This is a genomic window from Marinomonas phaeophyticola (assembly GCF_026966905.1).
In the GTDB taxonomy this organism is placed as follows: domain Bacteria; phylum Pseudomonadota; class Gammaproteobacteria; order Pseudomonadales; family Marinomonadaceae; genus Marinomonas; species Marinomonas phaeophyticola.
Window position 1 is genome coordinate 102,436 of record NZ_JAPUBN010000013.1, and the last position, 15,840, is coordinate 118,275.

Annotated in this window: 13 protein-coding genes; 10 read left to right on the plus strand and 3 right to left on the minus strand. The window is 41.6% G+C overall.

What is annotated here, in order from left to right:
- The first annotated feature begins 85 nt into the window (after window positions 1-85).
- From O1D97_RS06645 to O1D97_RS06690, 10 genes are all read left to right on the plus strand, one after another.
- Window positions 86-1,984: a beta-galactosidase gene (locus O1D97_RS06645; RefSeq protein WP_269124020.1), complete on the plus strand. Its 1,899-nt coding sequence runs from the start codon at window positions 86-88 to the stop codon at window positions 1,982-1,984.
- Window positions 1,985-2,143: 159 nt separating this feature from the next.
- Window positions 2,144-2,386, plus strand: coding sequence for a hypothetical protein (locus tag O1D97_RS06650; RefSeq protein ID WP_269124022.1), 243 nt, complete (start codon window positions 2,144-2,146; stop codon window positions 2,384-2,386).
- The gene (locus O1D97_RS06655; RefSeq protein WP_269124024.1) at window positions 2,383-2,769 is read left to right on the plus strand and encodes a GtrA family protein; all 387 of its coding nucleotides are present in this window, start codon (window positions 2,383-2,385) and stop codon (window positions 2,767-2,769) included. The genes O1D97_RS06650 and O1D97_RS06655 overlap by 4 nt, the downstream gene beginning before the upstream one ends.
- 95 nt (window positions 2,770-2,864) lie before the next feature.
- Window positions 2,865-4,478: a hypothetical protein gene (locus tag O1D97_RS06660; RefSeq protein WP_269124026.1), complete on the plus strand. Its 1,614-nt coding sequence runs from the start codon at window positions 2,865-2,867 to the stop codon at window positions 4,476-4,478.
- A gap of 119 nt (window positions 4,479-4,597) precedes the next feature.
- Window positions 4,598-5,557 (plus strand): glycosyltransferase family 2 protein, encoded by a 960-nt coding sequence (locus tag O1D97_RS06665; RefSeq protein ID WP_269124027.1) that lies wholly within the window; start codon window positions 4,598-4,600, stop codon window positions 5,555-5,557.
- Between the two features lie 241 nt (window positions 5,558-5,798).
- Complete coding sequence (rfbB, locus tag O1D97_RS06670; RefSeq protein WP_269124029.1) at window positions 5,799-6,881, plus strand: dTDP-glucose 4,6-dehydratase; 1,083 nt, start codon at window positions 5,799-5,801, stop codon at window positions 6,879-6,881.
- Between the two features lie 15 nt (window positions 6,882-6,896).
- Window positions 6,897-7,778 (plus strand): glucose-1-phosphate thymidylyltransferase RfbA, encoded by an 882-nt coding sequence (gene rfbA / locus O1D97_RS06675; RefSeq protein WP_269124031.1) that lies wholly within the window; start codon window positions 6,897-6,899, stop codon window positions 7,776-7,778.
- Between the two features lie 16 nt (window positions 7,779-7,794).
- Entirely contained in the window at window positions 7,795-8,328 is a 534-nt protein-coding gene (gene rfbC, locus O1D97_RS06680; protein ID WP_269124033.1) for a dTDP-4-dehydrorhamnose 3,5-epimerase, read from the plus strand.
- Between the two features lie 48 nt (window positions 8,329-8,376).
- Complete coding sequence (gene rfbD, locus O1D97_RS06685; RefSeq protein WP_487353046.1) at window positions 8,377-9,255, plus strand: dTDP-4-dehydrorhamnose reductase; 879 nt, start codon at window positions 8,377-8,379, stop codon at window positions 9,253-9,255.
- Between the two features lie 44 nt (window positions 9,256-9,299).
- A complete protein-coding gene (locus tag O1D97_RS06690; protein WP_269124035.1) occupies window positions 9,300-10,295 on the plus strand; it encodes a glycosyltransferase family 2 protein in 996 nt (331 codons plus the stop codon).
- Window positions 10,296-10,345: 50 nt separating this feature from the next.
- Here O1D97_RS06690 and O1D97_RS06695 read toward each other — a convergent pair whose 3' ends face one another.
- From O1D97_RS06695 to O1D97_RS06705, 3 genes are all read right to left on the minus strand, one after another.
- Entirely contained in the window at window positions 10,346-11,653 is a 1,308-nt protein-coding gene (locus tag O1D97_RS06695; protein ID WP_269124037.1) for a tetratricopeptide repeat protein, read from the minus strand.
- Window positions 11,654-12,051: 398 nt separating this feature from the next.
- A complete protein-coding gene (locus O1D97_RS06700; RefSeq protein WP_269124038.1) occupies window positions 12,052-13,998 on the minus strand; it encodes a CHASE2 domain-containing protein in 1,947 nt (648 codons plus the stop codon).
- An 83-nt stretch (window positions 13,999-14,081) separates the two neighbouring features.
- Complete coding sequence (locus tag O1D97_RS06705; protein ID WP_269124041.1) at window positions 14,082-15,554, minus strand: FecR family protein; 1,473 nt, start codon at window positions 15,552-15,554, stop codon at window positions 14,082-14,084.
- Window positions 15,555-15,840 lie beyond the last annotated feature (286 nt).

Sequence of the window (15,840 nt, forward strand, 5' to 3'; positions counted from 1 at the left end):
TATTTAATAGGAATTACGTGAGTATTTTCTGAACTCCTATAGAGATAGCTCAAAAGACGATAAAACGACTAAAGGTTAGGAAACCATGTATACATCAAGATTAAATATCTTATCAATAATTTTGTTCTCGGCTTTTATTTCAGCTTGTGACCAGTCAAAAGAGGATGAATTTGAGCTGGCGAAAGTGCCTGTGAGTAAGATTACGACGGACGCGACAACGGCAATGCTAAATCGTGAGGAACAACCTTTTTTGATCGCACCAATGGTTGAAGGTCTTAATTATTGCGAGAAAGCGATGCATGCAGATCAAACCTCTTCGGATTACCAATATTGTCAAGAACGAAACTTCTCAATGACGGCAGAGTTAAGTGATTTACTTTCAAAGCTTGAACCGAGCGGCGCAAAAGGCCATGTTCAAGTGGGTTATACCTATGGTATCCCCGTATCCAGCCTGTACGAAAAAAGGCATGGGGAATGGGTTTTAGATACGAAAAAAATCGAAACTATTTTTAATAATATAAAGTCTGTCGATCGGCCCGTTGTGATTTACCCATTTATGGACCACTTTGATTCTAGTAGTGAGCTTGCTAAGGAACTGGCACAAGATGACACGAACTTAATGTTACTGAGTAACGGCAAGCCACCCATGGACCGTTATTTTGATTCCTCTATTATTCCTTATACTCTGTCTACTGACGAAAGTATTCCGGTTAATAAATATCGATTTGAAGGCTTCCGAGCCATAATTCGTTATTACAACGCCCTTCCTGATGAGCAAAAGCAACGAATAAAAGCCATCAGCTTAGCGGGTGAAACGCACCATATGTTTGAAAATTTTCAAGCGGGCATGGGAAAGTTTGCTGATATAAAGTTGACAGATTACAGTGACCGCAGTAAAGCAGGGTTCAGAGAGTGGTTAAAAACAAAGTACCGTACAATTGGGGATTTAAATACGTTTTTATCGACGCACTATACGGAATGGGCAGACATAGAGCCGCCTAGTAAAGATATTCACACAGACAAACTGACCGACTTTTCAGAGCATATAGACAGCTATGCCCATGGTGTCTTGCCTATTTTTGGTTGGCTTTGGAATGATTCAAATAAGCCTCTCAATAACATTCATGTTTATGTGGATGGTGAGTTTATTGGTCAAGCGGATGATCATTTAAACCGTATGGATGTGTATCAAGCGCTCGATACATTAGAAGAGCCTAGTGTTGGTTTTCGATACGATTTGGATTTTTCAAAATTGACCCCTGGAATTCATGAAATTCAGGTTGTGGCTTCAATGGGGAATAAAATGTACGAGCTTACTAAGCAGACGTTTGCTTACGTGGATCGAAATCAATCGACACCAGAGAAAGCCGCCATCACGTCAAACAATCTTGATATTGAGCCTGCAAGCAAATTAGAAGGGTTACGTTTTTATATAGATCACCCTAAGTCGCTACAAGATGTTTATTACAATCCGCTTGCCGATTTATGGAATCAGTATCGAGGGCATCAAGTTGAAAATTTCATTAATTATGTGTGGTTACAAGCCATCAATAGTGGTGCAGAAAAAAGTAAGTTGTTTTCCCATCAAATACCGACCTATTTAAACGCCTCTTGGAATACCATTTTATTTGCTACAGACAAATCTGTCTCTGAGCAATCAAGTTATCTTCCTGGAGTGACTTTGTATGGAGGGAGTGCGGATGGCGTGGCCGCAATGAAGTTGTTCCCTACTTTAAATAGTGGGCCTTACAGCATGCCTGAATTCCACCCGCAACAATATAAATCCAAGGTTCGTACTTATAATGCGCTGATGACGCACTATAATACCTCGGCGGTATTTGTCACCCCTTACTATATGTCCATTATCCCTGAGTTTATTCGCTATTCTAGTCCAGAACACGCTAAATTTTTAATTGAAGATAAAAATGAACAATATGGCTCTCACTATCTTTTCCAATCTATTGTAGAGGCGGCCAGAATGTAGATCTCATTCTATTTAGGGTGATTTTTTTTATTTTAGGTTTTGAAAAAAACTCAAATCTGTTTATTAACTTATTAATTGTTTGAGGTGATGGTCAGCACTGTGCTGTTTATTGATTGCATAGGGCTGGCCAATAACGCTTTATTTTATTTGAGAGGAAATATGGAAATTATTCCTACGGTTTTGGTTTACCTGCAAAGTTTGCTATCGGTTGTGTTGCTTTATTCGTTTTTTTACATGTCAGGGTGTGTTTTAAAGCAACAGGTTTACGGGGGCATGTACGCTCAAGATAGATCAGAAAAAATAACGATTATTGTTGGGTTACAGCGTTTGCTCTCCTTTTTACATTATGACATTGGTAATGTACCGAAAGAAACGTTACACACTAAGTTAAAAGACTTATGAGCCGCCAGTTCTTATTGTTTCTGATTATTGGAGGGGGTCAATATGCATTGGACGCGTCCACGTTTGCTTTATTCATTGTGTTTGTTTCTGCTGAGGCCGCCAATATCATTGCTCGCTTTATTGGCGCTATGTCAGGGTATTTTCTTAATGGTTTTTTTACTTTTAAAAAATTAGACAGTAAGCAAAAATTCGCACCTAAAATTTTGCTGAAATTTGTCCTGCTTTGGTGTCTGATGACACTGCTTAGCACCTCCATGATTCAGTACTCTATTGGCTTTTTTGACATTACAAGTTGGCATTGGGTTGTTGGGGTTAAACTTGTGGTTGAAGCGGTATTGGTTGTGTTGAGCTTCTCTTTGCAAAAATTTGTTGTGTATCGATAGTTTCTTATTGTATTCAATGAGGCGTTAATACAAAGTAGGCAATTTATCAGTCAACAACACTCACTTAGGTTAGAGTGTACCAAGGACTTTTTATCATGAAAGTGTGGCCGAGCCCCATATTTTATTCACTCGCATTATCGTCGTTTCTTATTTTCTTTAGTCAATTTAGTGCTTTATCTTGGGGGACTTTTTCTGATGACGACACGCATATGTCTCAATTGTCATTGTCTTACGGTTGGCTTGCGCCTTATTTTATACCGGAAGTGTATCAACAACTTTCTATTGTTCATTTTACTCCGGCGGTCTTGACACTATATAAAGCGGTATTGACCAGTTTTGGCTTTAACAATGTCGCTTTTATTATTGTTCAGCTAACTTTAATCTCCCTTATCGGCTTTATTTCCGCGTATTTATGTGCGAAAAAAACACAAAGCAGTACCGCTGGTTTTGCGTGTTTATTGCTTATTTATAGCAACATGAGTATGTTCCCTATGATTAGCCGATTTTATACCGTCCATTATTTACTGGGCGCTCTGATATCGGTACTCATTTTGTTACTAATATATCGAGCTTGGTACACCAACAAACTTAACAATTATGCTTTTCTAATCAGCCTTTTTATCCTGTCACTCTTTGCTTTATTAAGTAAAGAAATTTATATCATGTTAATACCTTTGTTGTGGTGTGTATTTTGGAAGGTAAAAGCAGGCAAGGCTTTCGTTCTCGTCACTTTGTCATTAATCGTGTATTTCTGTTTACGTTTTTATATTCTTGGCGTCTCAACCGATGGGCGGGATGGAGAAGGTTTTGTCAGCAGTCTGATGTCTTTATCTCTTGACTCTTGGATAGGTTTTTTAACATGGTATGTAACGAATAAATGGCTAATTTGTCTTGCCGTTTTTATTGCTCTACTTTATACGCCTAAAAAAATGCTTATGTATAGCATGATGGCAGGCCTGTTTGCGGCGCCATCTTTAGCCGCACCGCATGCTTTTCAAAACCCTGAACTTCACGGGGACAGAGTATTTTTCATGTTCGATTTGGCTCTTTCAATTGCCAGTATCCTCGCTATTTTTTCCAGCGATAAGAAACGCATTCACCTGCCTTTAACATTTCAATATGCGGCTTTTTGCCTACCTTTGATTGCGTTGCTATTTATTCAACGTCAAGAACTTGTTTCATTTGCAAAAAGCCACACGAGCACGCCATCATATTTGATTAATGAGCAATTGATTCATCAGCTTGAAAAAAAGCCAACCCTTGTTTTGACTCCGCTAAGCTATCTTCAGGGGGAAATCATGAATATATACAGGCTTTTGGGAAAGGATTGGCTTGAAATAACACAAAATTGCCAACAATTCATCTCTAGGACTAAGTTAAGTACCGCAACGTCATTTTTGGCATTTGATCAAACGGGTCAACGTGTTTCCTTAGAGCAAGTCCAGAAGAATTGCCAGCCAAGTCAGAATCACGTTAATATAAAAAAACCACCTACTTTTAAAGACGGTGTCTTGTCTTGGTCCCTTGATCCTAGCAATGCAGAATCGATAGGCATTTTATTTCCAGACAGAGGCATTGCCGTTGAGGCGGCGGTATTTAAGCAACGCCTAGTAAGGCCCAAGCCAAATGAAACCTATCAAGTGTATAAAAGAGAGCATGGGAATTCATGGTGGTTTTCAGAAATCATGACAATACAAGTTATTCCGTAGTTAAGCTTAACGTACCAGTAAAATAACCCGGTGTATGTCACTCGCTAAAAGATTATGTATTCGCAATGACGTATTAGTAAAAATTTTAATTCTGTTTTAAGAGACACTATTTTCTGTATATGAAAAAAATAACGATTCTTTGTCCCGCATTTAATGAAGAAGCTGGTATTCAGGCTTTTCTTTCAATACTAGATAGTACACTAGCGCCATTAGCTGAGAATTACTTGTTTCATATTGCTATTTTGAACGATGGTTCTACGGATAAAACCGCTTCTGCTGTCAGCAACTATGAGGCAAGTAACTTTACTATTACCTTATGCAACTTTACTCGAAATTTTGGCAAAGAAGCGGCAATCTATGCTGGGCTGGAGCGTTATCAGTCGGATGCTTACATTGTGATGGATACAGACCTACAGCACCCGCCAAGCTTAATTCCTCAAATGCTTGACTATTGGGCACAAGGTTTCAAAGTTGTTGAATCGGTTAAAAGTGCTCGCGGTAAAGAGTCTTGGATCTACAAACTTTTTAGTACCGCGTTTTATAGAGGGTTGAGTCTACTCAGTTCTTTAGAGTTAGAAAATCACAGTGATTATAAGCTACTCGATAATGAGGTAGCTGAACACATTAAAAAGCTACCTGAAAAGCAACGTTTTTTTCGCGGCTTGGTTGAATGGCTGGGCTTTCCGAGTGTTAAAATTCCTTTTGTTGTTCCTGAAAGGGAAGGGGACAGTTCCTCTTGGAGTACATTAGGGCTATTCAAATACTCTATTCACAACATTGTTTCTTTTACCTCTGCTCCTTTACACCTAGTGACGCTAATTGGGTTTTTAATGTTGATTATTAGCATCATTATAGGCAGTGTGTCGCTATATCAGTGGGTGATAGGTGTCGCCGTGACAGGATTCACCACGGTCATCTTATTATTGCTCTTTATCGGCAGCATACTGATGATTAGCTTGGGTTTGATTGGACTGTATCTTGCTAAAATTTACGATGAAATTAAATCTCGGCCAACGTATCTTGTTCAAGATGAAATCAATTACCCAATGAAAAAGAAAAACCAAGAAGAGGATCGGTAGACTTGTCGCTTTCCAAGAAAAAGACGTCATTTACCGAGTAGGACAAATAAAATGGCTTTGTTCGGCTTATAAAGCCTAAAACATGTATTTTCATTTTGTATACGGTGAGCGATAAGGGCCTGACAATAACCTTAAGAAGGGATAGTAGTATGAGGCATATTATTCTCTGCGACATAATAAATACAGGCGCTCTATTCTAGTTTAAGGTACAATTAAGCCTTTATTTTTTGAAGGATGAATCGTGAAAATACTCATCACTGGCGGTGCGGGCTTTATAGGAAGCGCATTGGTTAGATATATACTTTCAGAAACTCAACACAGCGTTATTAATGTCGACAAATTAACCTACGCAGGTAACCTTAACTCGATCCCTGAGTCCTTACAGAGTACAGACCGATATCGTTTTGAACAGTTGGATATTTGTAATTCGTCAGCAATACTCAGCCTGCTGCAAGAAAGCCAACCGGATGCGATCATGCACTTGGCCGCCGAAAGCCATGTAGATCGCTCTATCGATGGCCCTGGTGACTTTATGCAGACGAATATAATAGGGACTTTTACTTTATTAGAAGCCGCTAGGCATTACTGGTCTACTTTAGACAACGAGGCAAAAGCGAATTTTCGCTTCCATCATATTTCAACCGATGAGGTGTATGGTGATCTGCCTCATCCAGACGATGTTGAAGGGGAACTGCCTCTTTTTACTGAATCGACACCTTATGCGCCAAGCTCCCCTTATTCCGCCAGTAAAGCCAGCTCCGACCACCTAGTAAGAGCATGGCAACGAACTTATGGTTTACCAACAATAATTACCAACTGTTCAAATAATTATGGCCCGTACCATTTTCCTGAAAAACTCGTGCCGCACATCATTTTAAATGCGCTTGCAGGTAAGCCGTTGCCTGTTTACGGTAATGGCTCACAAATTCGTGACTGGCTATACGTAGACGATCACGCAAGAGCGTTATTCACCGTCGTCACTCAAGGTGAAATAGGAGAAACCTACAACATCGGTGGTCATAATGAAAAACGCAATATTGATGTAGTGCGGACCATTTGTGATCTACTAGAAGAGCTTGTGCCAAATAAACCGGCAGGCGTAACGCAATACCAAGATCTGATTAAATTTGTTCAAGATCGTCCAGGGCACGACGCGAGATACGCCATTGATTCAACCAAAATGTCGACAGAGCTCGGTTGGGAACCACAGGAATCTTTTGAATCTGGCATTAAAAAGACCGTTCAATGGTATCTGAATAATGAGAGCTGGTGGCAACAAGTCTTGAGTGGCGAGTATCAATTAGACCGCTTAGGTAAAGAATAACGTAAAGGTGAATATGTGAAAAATCGCAAAGGTATTATTTTAGCGGGAGGCAGTGGTACTAGGCTGCACCCGCTTACCCTCGGTTGTTCAAAACAACTGATGCCAATTTATGATAAGCCAATGATTTATTATCCGCTTTCTGTGTTGATGTTGGCTGGTATTCGAGAAGTGCTTATTATTACGACCCCAGAAGACCAAGAAAATTTCAAAAAAGTGCTGGGTAATGGCGAGCAATTTGGCATGTCTCTTGAGTACGCGGTACAGCCGACACCTGATGGTCTAGCGCAAGCCTTTATCATTGGGGAAGATTTTATTGGAGACGACAATGTTGCGCTTTTGCTAGGCGATAATATTTTCTTTGGTCAACGTTTCTCCGAAATACTGCAAGAAGCAACCAATCAACAACAAGGCGCCACTGTCTTTGGTTACCATGTGACAGACCCAGAACGGTTTGGTGTGGTGGAGTTTGATGACGCTGGTAATGTACTCAGTATTGAAGAAAAGCCTGAAAAACCGCGTTCTCAATATGCCGTAACTGGCATGTATTTTTACGACAATGATGTCATTGAAATCGCCAAAACAATTAAACCATCTCCGCGTGGCGAGTTAGAAATCACCGACATTAACCTTGCCTATCTAAAACGAGGTGATTTAAAAGTATCCTTACTTGGTCGAGGCTTTGCTTGGCTAGACACTGGCACTCACGATGCCTTGCTAGAAGCTGGGCAGTTTGTGCAAACGGTTGAACACAGACAAGGTCTAAAAGTCGCCTGCTTAGAAGAAATTGCGTTCTCCAGAAAATGGATTAACAAAGAGCAATTAATTGAAGCGGGCACACAGCTAAAGAAAACAGGCTATGGACAGTATCTGTTAAAAATTGCGAACGGTTATCGGTAACTATTTAGGTGAAACTATGCAAGTAACAAAAACCGCCGTAGACGGTGTGTTAATTATTGAGCCAAAAGTGTTTGGAGACGAAAGAGGCTTTTTCTTAGAAAGCTTTCAAGAATCTCGTTATCAAGAACTGTGCGGGATTAAAAGTCGTTTTGTACAAGACAATCACTCTCGTTCAGGAAAAAACGTGCTTCGTGGGCTGCATTTCCAAAAATCAAAGCCGCAGGGTAAGCTTGTGAGAGTGGTTCGAGGTGAAGTGTTTGATGTGGCGGTTGATATTCGTAAAGACTCCCCAACATACGGACAATGGGCGGGCGTATTATTATCAGAAGACAATAAAAAGCAATTTTGGGTACCTCCGGGTTTAGCCCATGGTTTTGTCGTGTTGTCTGAGGTAGCGGATTTTGAATACAAGTGTACGGATTATTACGATCCTAGTGATGAAGGGTGTTTAATCTGGAATGATCCAACGGTCGCGATCGAGTGGCCAGAAGGCATTCAACCCCTCTTATCCGAAAAAGACGCCGTAGGATTGCCGTTTACCGATTTATAACGGTTATCCAGCGTCCAAGTAAACACACTAATTGTTAGAGACAGTGATATGAAGATTTTAGTGATAGGTAAAAATGGTCAATTAGGTCGCTCTATCACAGAGCAGTTCTCTTTATCTGCAACAGATAACATGGCGTTGGTTTCATATGACTCGTCTGAATGCAACATTACTGACAAAGAGCAAATTGTTCAACGAATCCAGCAAGATAGACCAGATGTGATCATTAATGCATCGGCTTATACTAAAGTTGATCAAGCCGAATCTGAACCACAAGAAGCAGATCAGGTAAATCATATTGGTGTTATGGAGTTAGGGAAAGTGGCGGCAGCGCATGGGATTCCCGTGATCCATGTCTCTACCGACTATGTTTTTGATGGTGACGCGGTTTTTCCTTACACTCCAGAGGATCAAACCAACCCTCAAAGCGTTTACGGCAAAACAAAGCTGGCGGGCGAACAGGCGTTACAACAGGTAAACCCTCAGCATCTTATTGTGAGGACCGCTTGGGTGTTTAGTGAGTTTGGTAACAACTTTGTAAAAACCATGCTGCGTCTATCAGATAAAGAGCAGTTAAGTGTGGTGGCTGACCAATACGGTTGTCCAACTTACGCGGGAGATTTAGCAAAATGTCTGCTTACCTTATGTCTCGCGATATCGAAACACGAAGTGACGTGGGGGGTGTATCATTTTAGCGGTGACGCTGAAACCAGTTGGCACGGGTTTGCCCAAGCGATTTTCTCGATCGCGAAAAGCCAAAATTTCATTGACGTTATGCCCAAAGTAAAGGCCATCAGCACAGAAGAATACCCAACCCTGGCCACTCGTCCAAAATTCTCTTCATTAGAATGTCAGAAGTTAGCCCTATACGGTATTCAGCCTTCAAATTGGCGTCTAGCATTACGCAATATACTGCCTAAAATACAGTAAATTAGGTATGCGTTTTATTTAATCGGCAAGCGAAGAGAGTAACTATGTCAATTGAAGTAACAGCGGTGCATGAACCTGTCGAGAGCCTTAATAATACCGCGGCATTATCCTTTTCGCTCGTCATTCCTACCTACAATGCCGGCCCTTTATTTGAGCGCTTCATCAGTCGCATTCAGCAATCGGTTATTCAGCCTGAAAAAATTCTAGTCATTGATTCCAGCTCAAATGACGGTACCGCTGAATTGGCCCGTAAAGCAGGATTCACGTTAGTCTCTATTCCTCAGTCTGAGTTTGATCATGGAGGCACTCGGAACGTCGCTTTATCTTATATTAAGACCGACCTTGTTGTCTTTATGACACAAGATGCCATTCTGCAGACACCGTATACCTTAGTGAGTTTATTGCATGCTTTTACCAAGGGTCGGGTGGCCGCTGCGTATGGTAGGCAACTGCCGCACTACGATGCCAAGCCACTGGGTGCGTTTGCGCGTTTTCATAATTACCCTGAACAACCGTACTTGACCGAACTGAAGGCGGATTTTCCTACGGGAATTCGCAAAGCCTTTATGTCAAATTCCTTTGCCGCCTATCGCAGCACAAGGCTAAAAGAAGTAGGTGGGTTTCCTGAAAAACTTATCTTAGGAGAGGACGCCTTTGTGGCCGGTAAATTGCTGTTAGCGGGCGATCAAATACACTATGTAAGCGAATCTTGCGTGCATCATTCTCATAACTACTCGCTAAAAGAAGAGTTGAAACGCTATTTTGATATTGGAGTGTTTCATCAAGATCAACACTGGTTATTAGAGACGTTTGGTGCACCTGAAAAAGCCGGCATCCAATTCGCCCTTAAACAAACGCGTTTCTTAATTGAAAAGAAAAAAGGATATCTAATTCCCTATTCAGGGTTTTCTTTAGTGGCCAAATACATAGGCTATCGTTTAGGGAGGGCGTATCAGGCCATGCCGAAGACATGGCCTAAGCATCTATCAATGCATAAAAAGTATTGGCAAGATAAGTCCGCCGCTAAAGCAAAGTCGTAGGTCCTAAATAGAAAAATGGATGAAAAACAGAAGTGAGCAATACAAAAAGGTTAGAAGCTAAAGGTAAACCCAATATCAGCGCTTTTAGATTGGGTTTCAAACAAAGACAAGTTACTGTCTTGGCCTTGGTAGTAGAGGCCTGATTGAAGCATAAGATGCTTCGACAATGGATAGAAGAAACGCACAGACGCATTGGTTGTATTGACGCTTCTAATTTCATTATTGCTTAAAAGTGGGTTGTAGCCCTTTTCATCGTTAGTCGTAGAGAAAGAGATCTCTGACAACAAAAAACCGTTACCGATGCTCTTTTTCCATTGTAGAGCCAGCTCTTGAATAAAACGGTCACCGCCCGGTCTGTGATCTAAAGACTCATTGTGCGCCACAGAAAAAGAAAGGTCGATTTGGTTATTGGATGGACCGCATAATGCTCCCCATTGAAGCTCTAAAGCCATCTCATTAGATTGAGGTTGGTCAGGAAAATATAAAGAACGGCCTTCGGTGGTAACATAAGTTGAGCAGCGCTCTTGTCTCCAGTACCGGCTTGCACTACTACTGCTGGATAAATAAAGACCTTTTCCCCCAAAGAAGACATATTGGGAATCAAGATCCCAAATAAAAGAACCGTCCACTAAAAGCGTTTCTTTTTCATAGGATAAACCCACTGAATCCGTATCCACTCGGCTTAATTCACTAGTACGACTAGAGACATTTACAGAGAAACGGCTAAAACCATCGTCAAAAAGCTTTGACCGTTGTGAGGATGCGTTGATCGTTTGATAATCCCCTGCTATAGGTCGAGAGTTCTCGTCCAATCTCACAATGATGTCTCTATCATCAAATGTGAGGATCAGGTCCTTAAGGTTGGCAACCCCATTTAAATTATCGTGATAGCCACTCGCTAAAGACACTTTGTTTTGCCACTCGATCCTTTGATTTCCCCATTCTTTACCTCGTTCAGTGAGAGGGACTCGTAGATATTCAGGAAGATCGTGTCGAGACAGTATTTGATCGTTGACTTGGATTGCGGCCAATAATTGGTCGGATTTATACAATGCCTCAGAGTAATCAATTAGAGCGCTACCATTATTTGGGTTAAGTAATAAGGCTCTTTCTAAGTATTCAATAGATTGAGCAGTCAACCCGGAGTGCAGTAAAGAAGCGCCATAAAGAGCAAAAAAAGCCGAGTCATTTAAGCAATAATTGAGCTGAGCCCCCAACTGCTGTCTAATTTCAATCCATTGACTTGTGCTTGGCTGATGCTTGATTTCCGGCAGACTTGGACAGCTAGGCGATGTTATAGAGTGAGGAGCAGCGAGCAAATATGACGAATTGAGCGACAGACCGAGGATAAAAGTCATCGCGCTAAAAAAAGGTAAGCAACTGAAATAACGGAAAATGTTATATATTGATGGCGGGTTCGGCTTCTGCATAATGACGGATTATCTCGTAATTATGTCCATAAGGTAAACAAAAAATATCGTAAGATGCCGGAAAATCTAAAGATTTTTTCAAGTTAGTGAAAAATAATCTAAAAAGGTATGAAACAGACGTCGAAAAGGATGAGTGGTAAGCGTAAATCAACACAGGTTGTTTTGCTGTCTGATGCCCTATTGTTTTATAGAAAGTTGTTTTATAGAAAGTTATTTAATAGGGGGGAGCGAGATGCACTGCTATTCAGTGTATTTCAAAAACGTGAGCGAAGATTGAAGAGCTAAGACATCGACTAAGGATGCACTAAAGTATCAGCGCTAAAGTGTCAGTGCTTACCGCCAGAGATAACACGAAAAGGCGTAATCTCCAGAGAGTCATGCAGATCGGCTTCATAAAGTTCCGCTGCTTGAATGACTTTTGGCGCAAACAAAATGTGAGGTGTACGCAGGCCATCAAGCAAGTAGGAACCTTGTGATTCCAGCTCCTTACTACTTAATGATCTTGCCGCGCATTCACCAATAAGGATGGGCTGAGCAAGCTCCTGAGTCATTTCTTGAATGCGTAAGGTAATGGTAACCGTATCACCTAAAATGGTATGGCTTCGTCTATGAGAAGGGCCAATAGAACCCACTAAAGTAGGGCCTTTTTCAATCGCAATACCTAGCGCCATTGGCTCTAGACCGGCAGGTGGACGGCTAGGAATAACAGTGGAAATCATATCTTGTAATTCATTCGCGGCTTTTAATGCCATAGTCGCGGCATTGTCTTTATCACATGACCAGCTTGATAATACAGAATCGCCTTTAAACTCTTCCACTTGTCCGCCGTTTTTCTCAATAATTTCAGACGCTTGCACAAAGAAACAATGCAAAAGCGCAGCGGCTTCTTCTGGAGGTCTGGATTCCTCGTAAGAAGAAAAATTACGTAGGTCGGCACACATTAACACCAACTCAGAACGATGCGCTTCAACGGCGCCACTTGGCAAATTAAAGGCAATGTTATGTGCGGCTTGGCCAGGAAGATAGCTGCTTAAATTATTGAACACACGCTGCTTCTCCACTCGGACTCGACCATGCTCAAGCAAAGCCAAAAAGCTAGCAGCGATTAGAGCATACGTAAATGGAATAAACCAACCTAGCCAAACATTGGATTGCAATAATTGCATATGCATGGCTAACGCTAAAACAGGGATGCACAAAGCCGCCAACGGCAAGCCAATCGATGACACTCTATTGCGACGAGAAGAAATCCCCAACAGCAGTGCCGTGATTGCAAGACACTCAAAGAACCAAATTAGATTGGCATTTGCAGGGCTATAAGGGATGTCGCCATCCAATAGACTGGTCAGCAAACGTGCTTGCAATTCAACGCCTGGTGTCGCACCTGAATGAGGAGTAGGAACAATGTCGCCTAAGCCAAATGCCGTTGCGCCAATCAGCGTCCAAGCACCATCGAGTAAATTACTGGGCGCTCTGTCTAGCAAGACGTCAGCCGCTGAAACCACTTGGAATGCATCCGGTCGTAAAGAATAGGAAATACGAACGTTGCCGTCTTTATCTAAAGGTACCTTAATACCGAAATAAGAGGGGAAGTGAATGTTCCAAGCCGGCGCAAAAAAGCCATCGCCTTTGATGATTTGGATGGGTTTTTCAGATGACTTAGTGGGCAGATTTTGCAATAACGCTTGTAATGATAATGAAGGATAAACTCGCCCTTGAACACAAATTAAAGGCGGTTGTTTACGAATCATACCATCCGCATCCACGATCGGTGTGATGTGACCTTTAGGAATGGATGCATAAGTCGCATGATTGGCTAAATAACTTGATGTATTGGGTAGTGGAGGTTGGCAACGCATGCCAGCCACTTCGCCAGACATTAACCCAGTTTGAATGCCATTGTTGTTCCCAAGAACCGGTACTTGAGCCAGTATACTGTTTTGTTGTTGCAATACAGAAACCAGCGCATCATCGCCTGTTTTAGATTCGGGTAAAACAATGTCGTAAAGTTGTAACGCCGCACCTGCGTCGCCTAACTTGTTAGACAGCTCGGCAAGCACTTCTCTAGGCCACGGCCAAGGCCCGATTTCCGATAGGCTTTGCTCGTCAATCGCCACAATAGTGACTCTCTCTTCCGTATTGCTAGAAGGGAATAATGACCAGCCTAATGCACCAAACTTTTCTTCTGTTGAATAGCGCCATTCATTAAAGAAGGTGCTCAGAAAGATCGTCAATAAGCCTGCTAAAGCAATCACAGCAAGCTTGGTTATCATCGGAGGCATATCCAAGACAGAGAGCCTATTTGTATTCTCTGAGGTCTTGGACGTTGGCTTAGAAAAGACGTTGAAAAACATAATTAAGGCTTACCGTTCCAATAAGTTAGTCCTTCAATTTTTCCAAGCTCTATCTCTTTTTGGAATAGATAGCTTGCTTCCGTACCATCTAGAGTAGATGCTCCAGAAACGAGGGTGCCGTTATTTTTGTTGCTATTAAAGTAACCTTTGTTATTAATGAGGCCAGAAGATTCCATAGAAATATCTGACGTAAGAGTATGGTTTAGAGACAAACCTGTATCAAAAGTACTGTTATTAAAATTAATGTTTAGCCAACCATTAGAGACGGTCATCAATTCTTTTCTGCCATCAACATGGATAACGGCTTGGGCATCAACTAGGTTAAACCGGACATTACCAAGATTAGGTGCAACAGTATCATTACTTGAATTGTTTCTGTACAGCACATATTCAGTTGTCCCAACAGTAGCGGAGCGGTCCTCAGCTATTATTGATCGAGTCGCGACAATGCGGTCTGTATTTTCAACCTGGTTGCTCCAACGACCCCATACCAACTGTCTTTTGTCGAGGTCAGCTAAAGAAACGCTCTCATTAGGAACGTAGTTTTCTGGTGGTGGGGTAACGCCACCGACTTCCTCAATGACGTCTTCTAGGCGGTCCTTTTTGACATCCGTGATTGAGTCATTATCGCTTTCTTTAGGTGCTATCACGGGGTCTAAATTTTGCTTGTCCGTATCCGTGATTGTCGGATTGTAAGTTGTTGATGTGTCATTAGTGTCATTGGATGAGTCATTGGTTTCTACATCGTCTTTTGAGGAGCTATCTGCGCTATCTATAGGTGCTTCAGTACTCTCTTCAGAGGAGTCACTTGTATCTGATCCCTCTTCTTCGTTTTCGGATGTTTGAGCGTTGGCTTGTTGTTCCATTAACTCAGGCACAAATTTACTGGAAAGCGGAATCAGAGTGGGTTTATCCGATAAATTACTCATCTCCAGCAATTGTTTGGACAGGCCATTAAGTTCCACAGAATTGATCTCGCAAGGGCCAAAGCCATCGCTTGAACAGTGGGCTGAGAAAGGGGCAACAACAATCGCCCCTTCATTGACAACCGCTTGTATTAAGTGGCTTTTTGCACTCACAACAAAATCTGTTCCGCGAACTCCTATGGCTGCAATAGGGGTATTCAGTCGGAATTTATCACGTGCGGCTTTCGCTCCTTTGCCCGAAATAGAGCGAGCAACGCCTTTCGACAAGTCAAAACGAATAACCGATGCTTTAGGGTTGGTCGCATCATATTGATAGTAATCAATGGCTAAGGCACTGTTTGGACGAACGCTCACCATCCCATCGTCGATAAAACGAATATGAACATGACCGCCATTAGCGGTGACAATGTGGTCGCCCTCAAAGATAGGCGTACCATTTTTTACTCTTACTTGCTTTTTATCATGGGTGGGGTTCGACAAATACGCTTTACCAATAACAAAAGACACTTCACCAGCGGCTTTGTTGTGTGTAGCGTGAGCAAACGTCATGGAACACATTGAAGCCAGTAACAGCACAGACAAAGATTTTTTACACGCAAATAAATTGGTATAAAAATTGTATATGTTTCCTATGGTTTTCATCGTTACATGACCTCAGAGCAATAAAAGGGGTAAGCCGCCCCCAAGCAAAGTTAAAAGATTGCTTGGTATAGTGTAAGAGCGGTATTACCGAAAAGAAATTTATAGGTTGAATCATACGCCTTGTAATGTAAAACAAAGTGATGGGAATCACATCAACTAACATAAAAATGACGAATCATTAAATAAAAGGGGA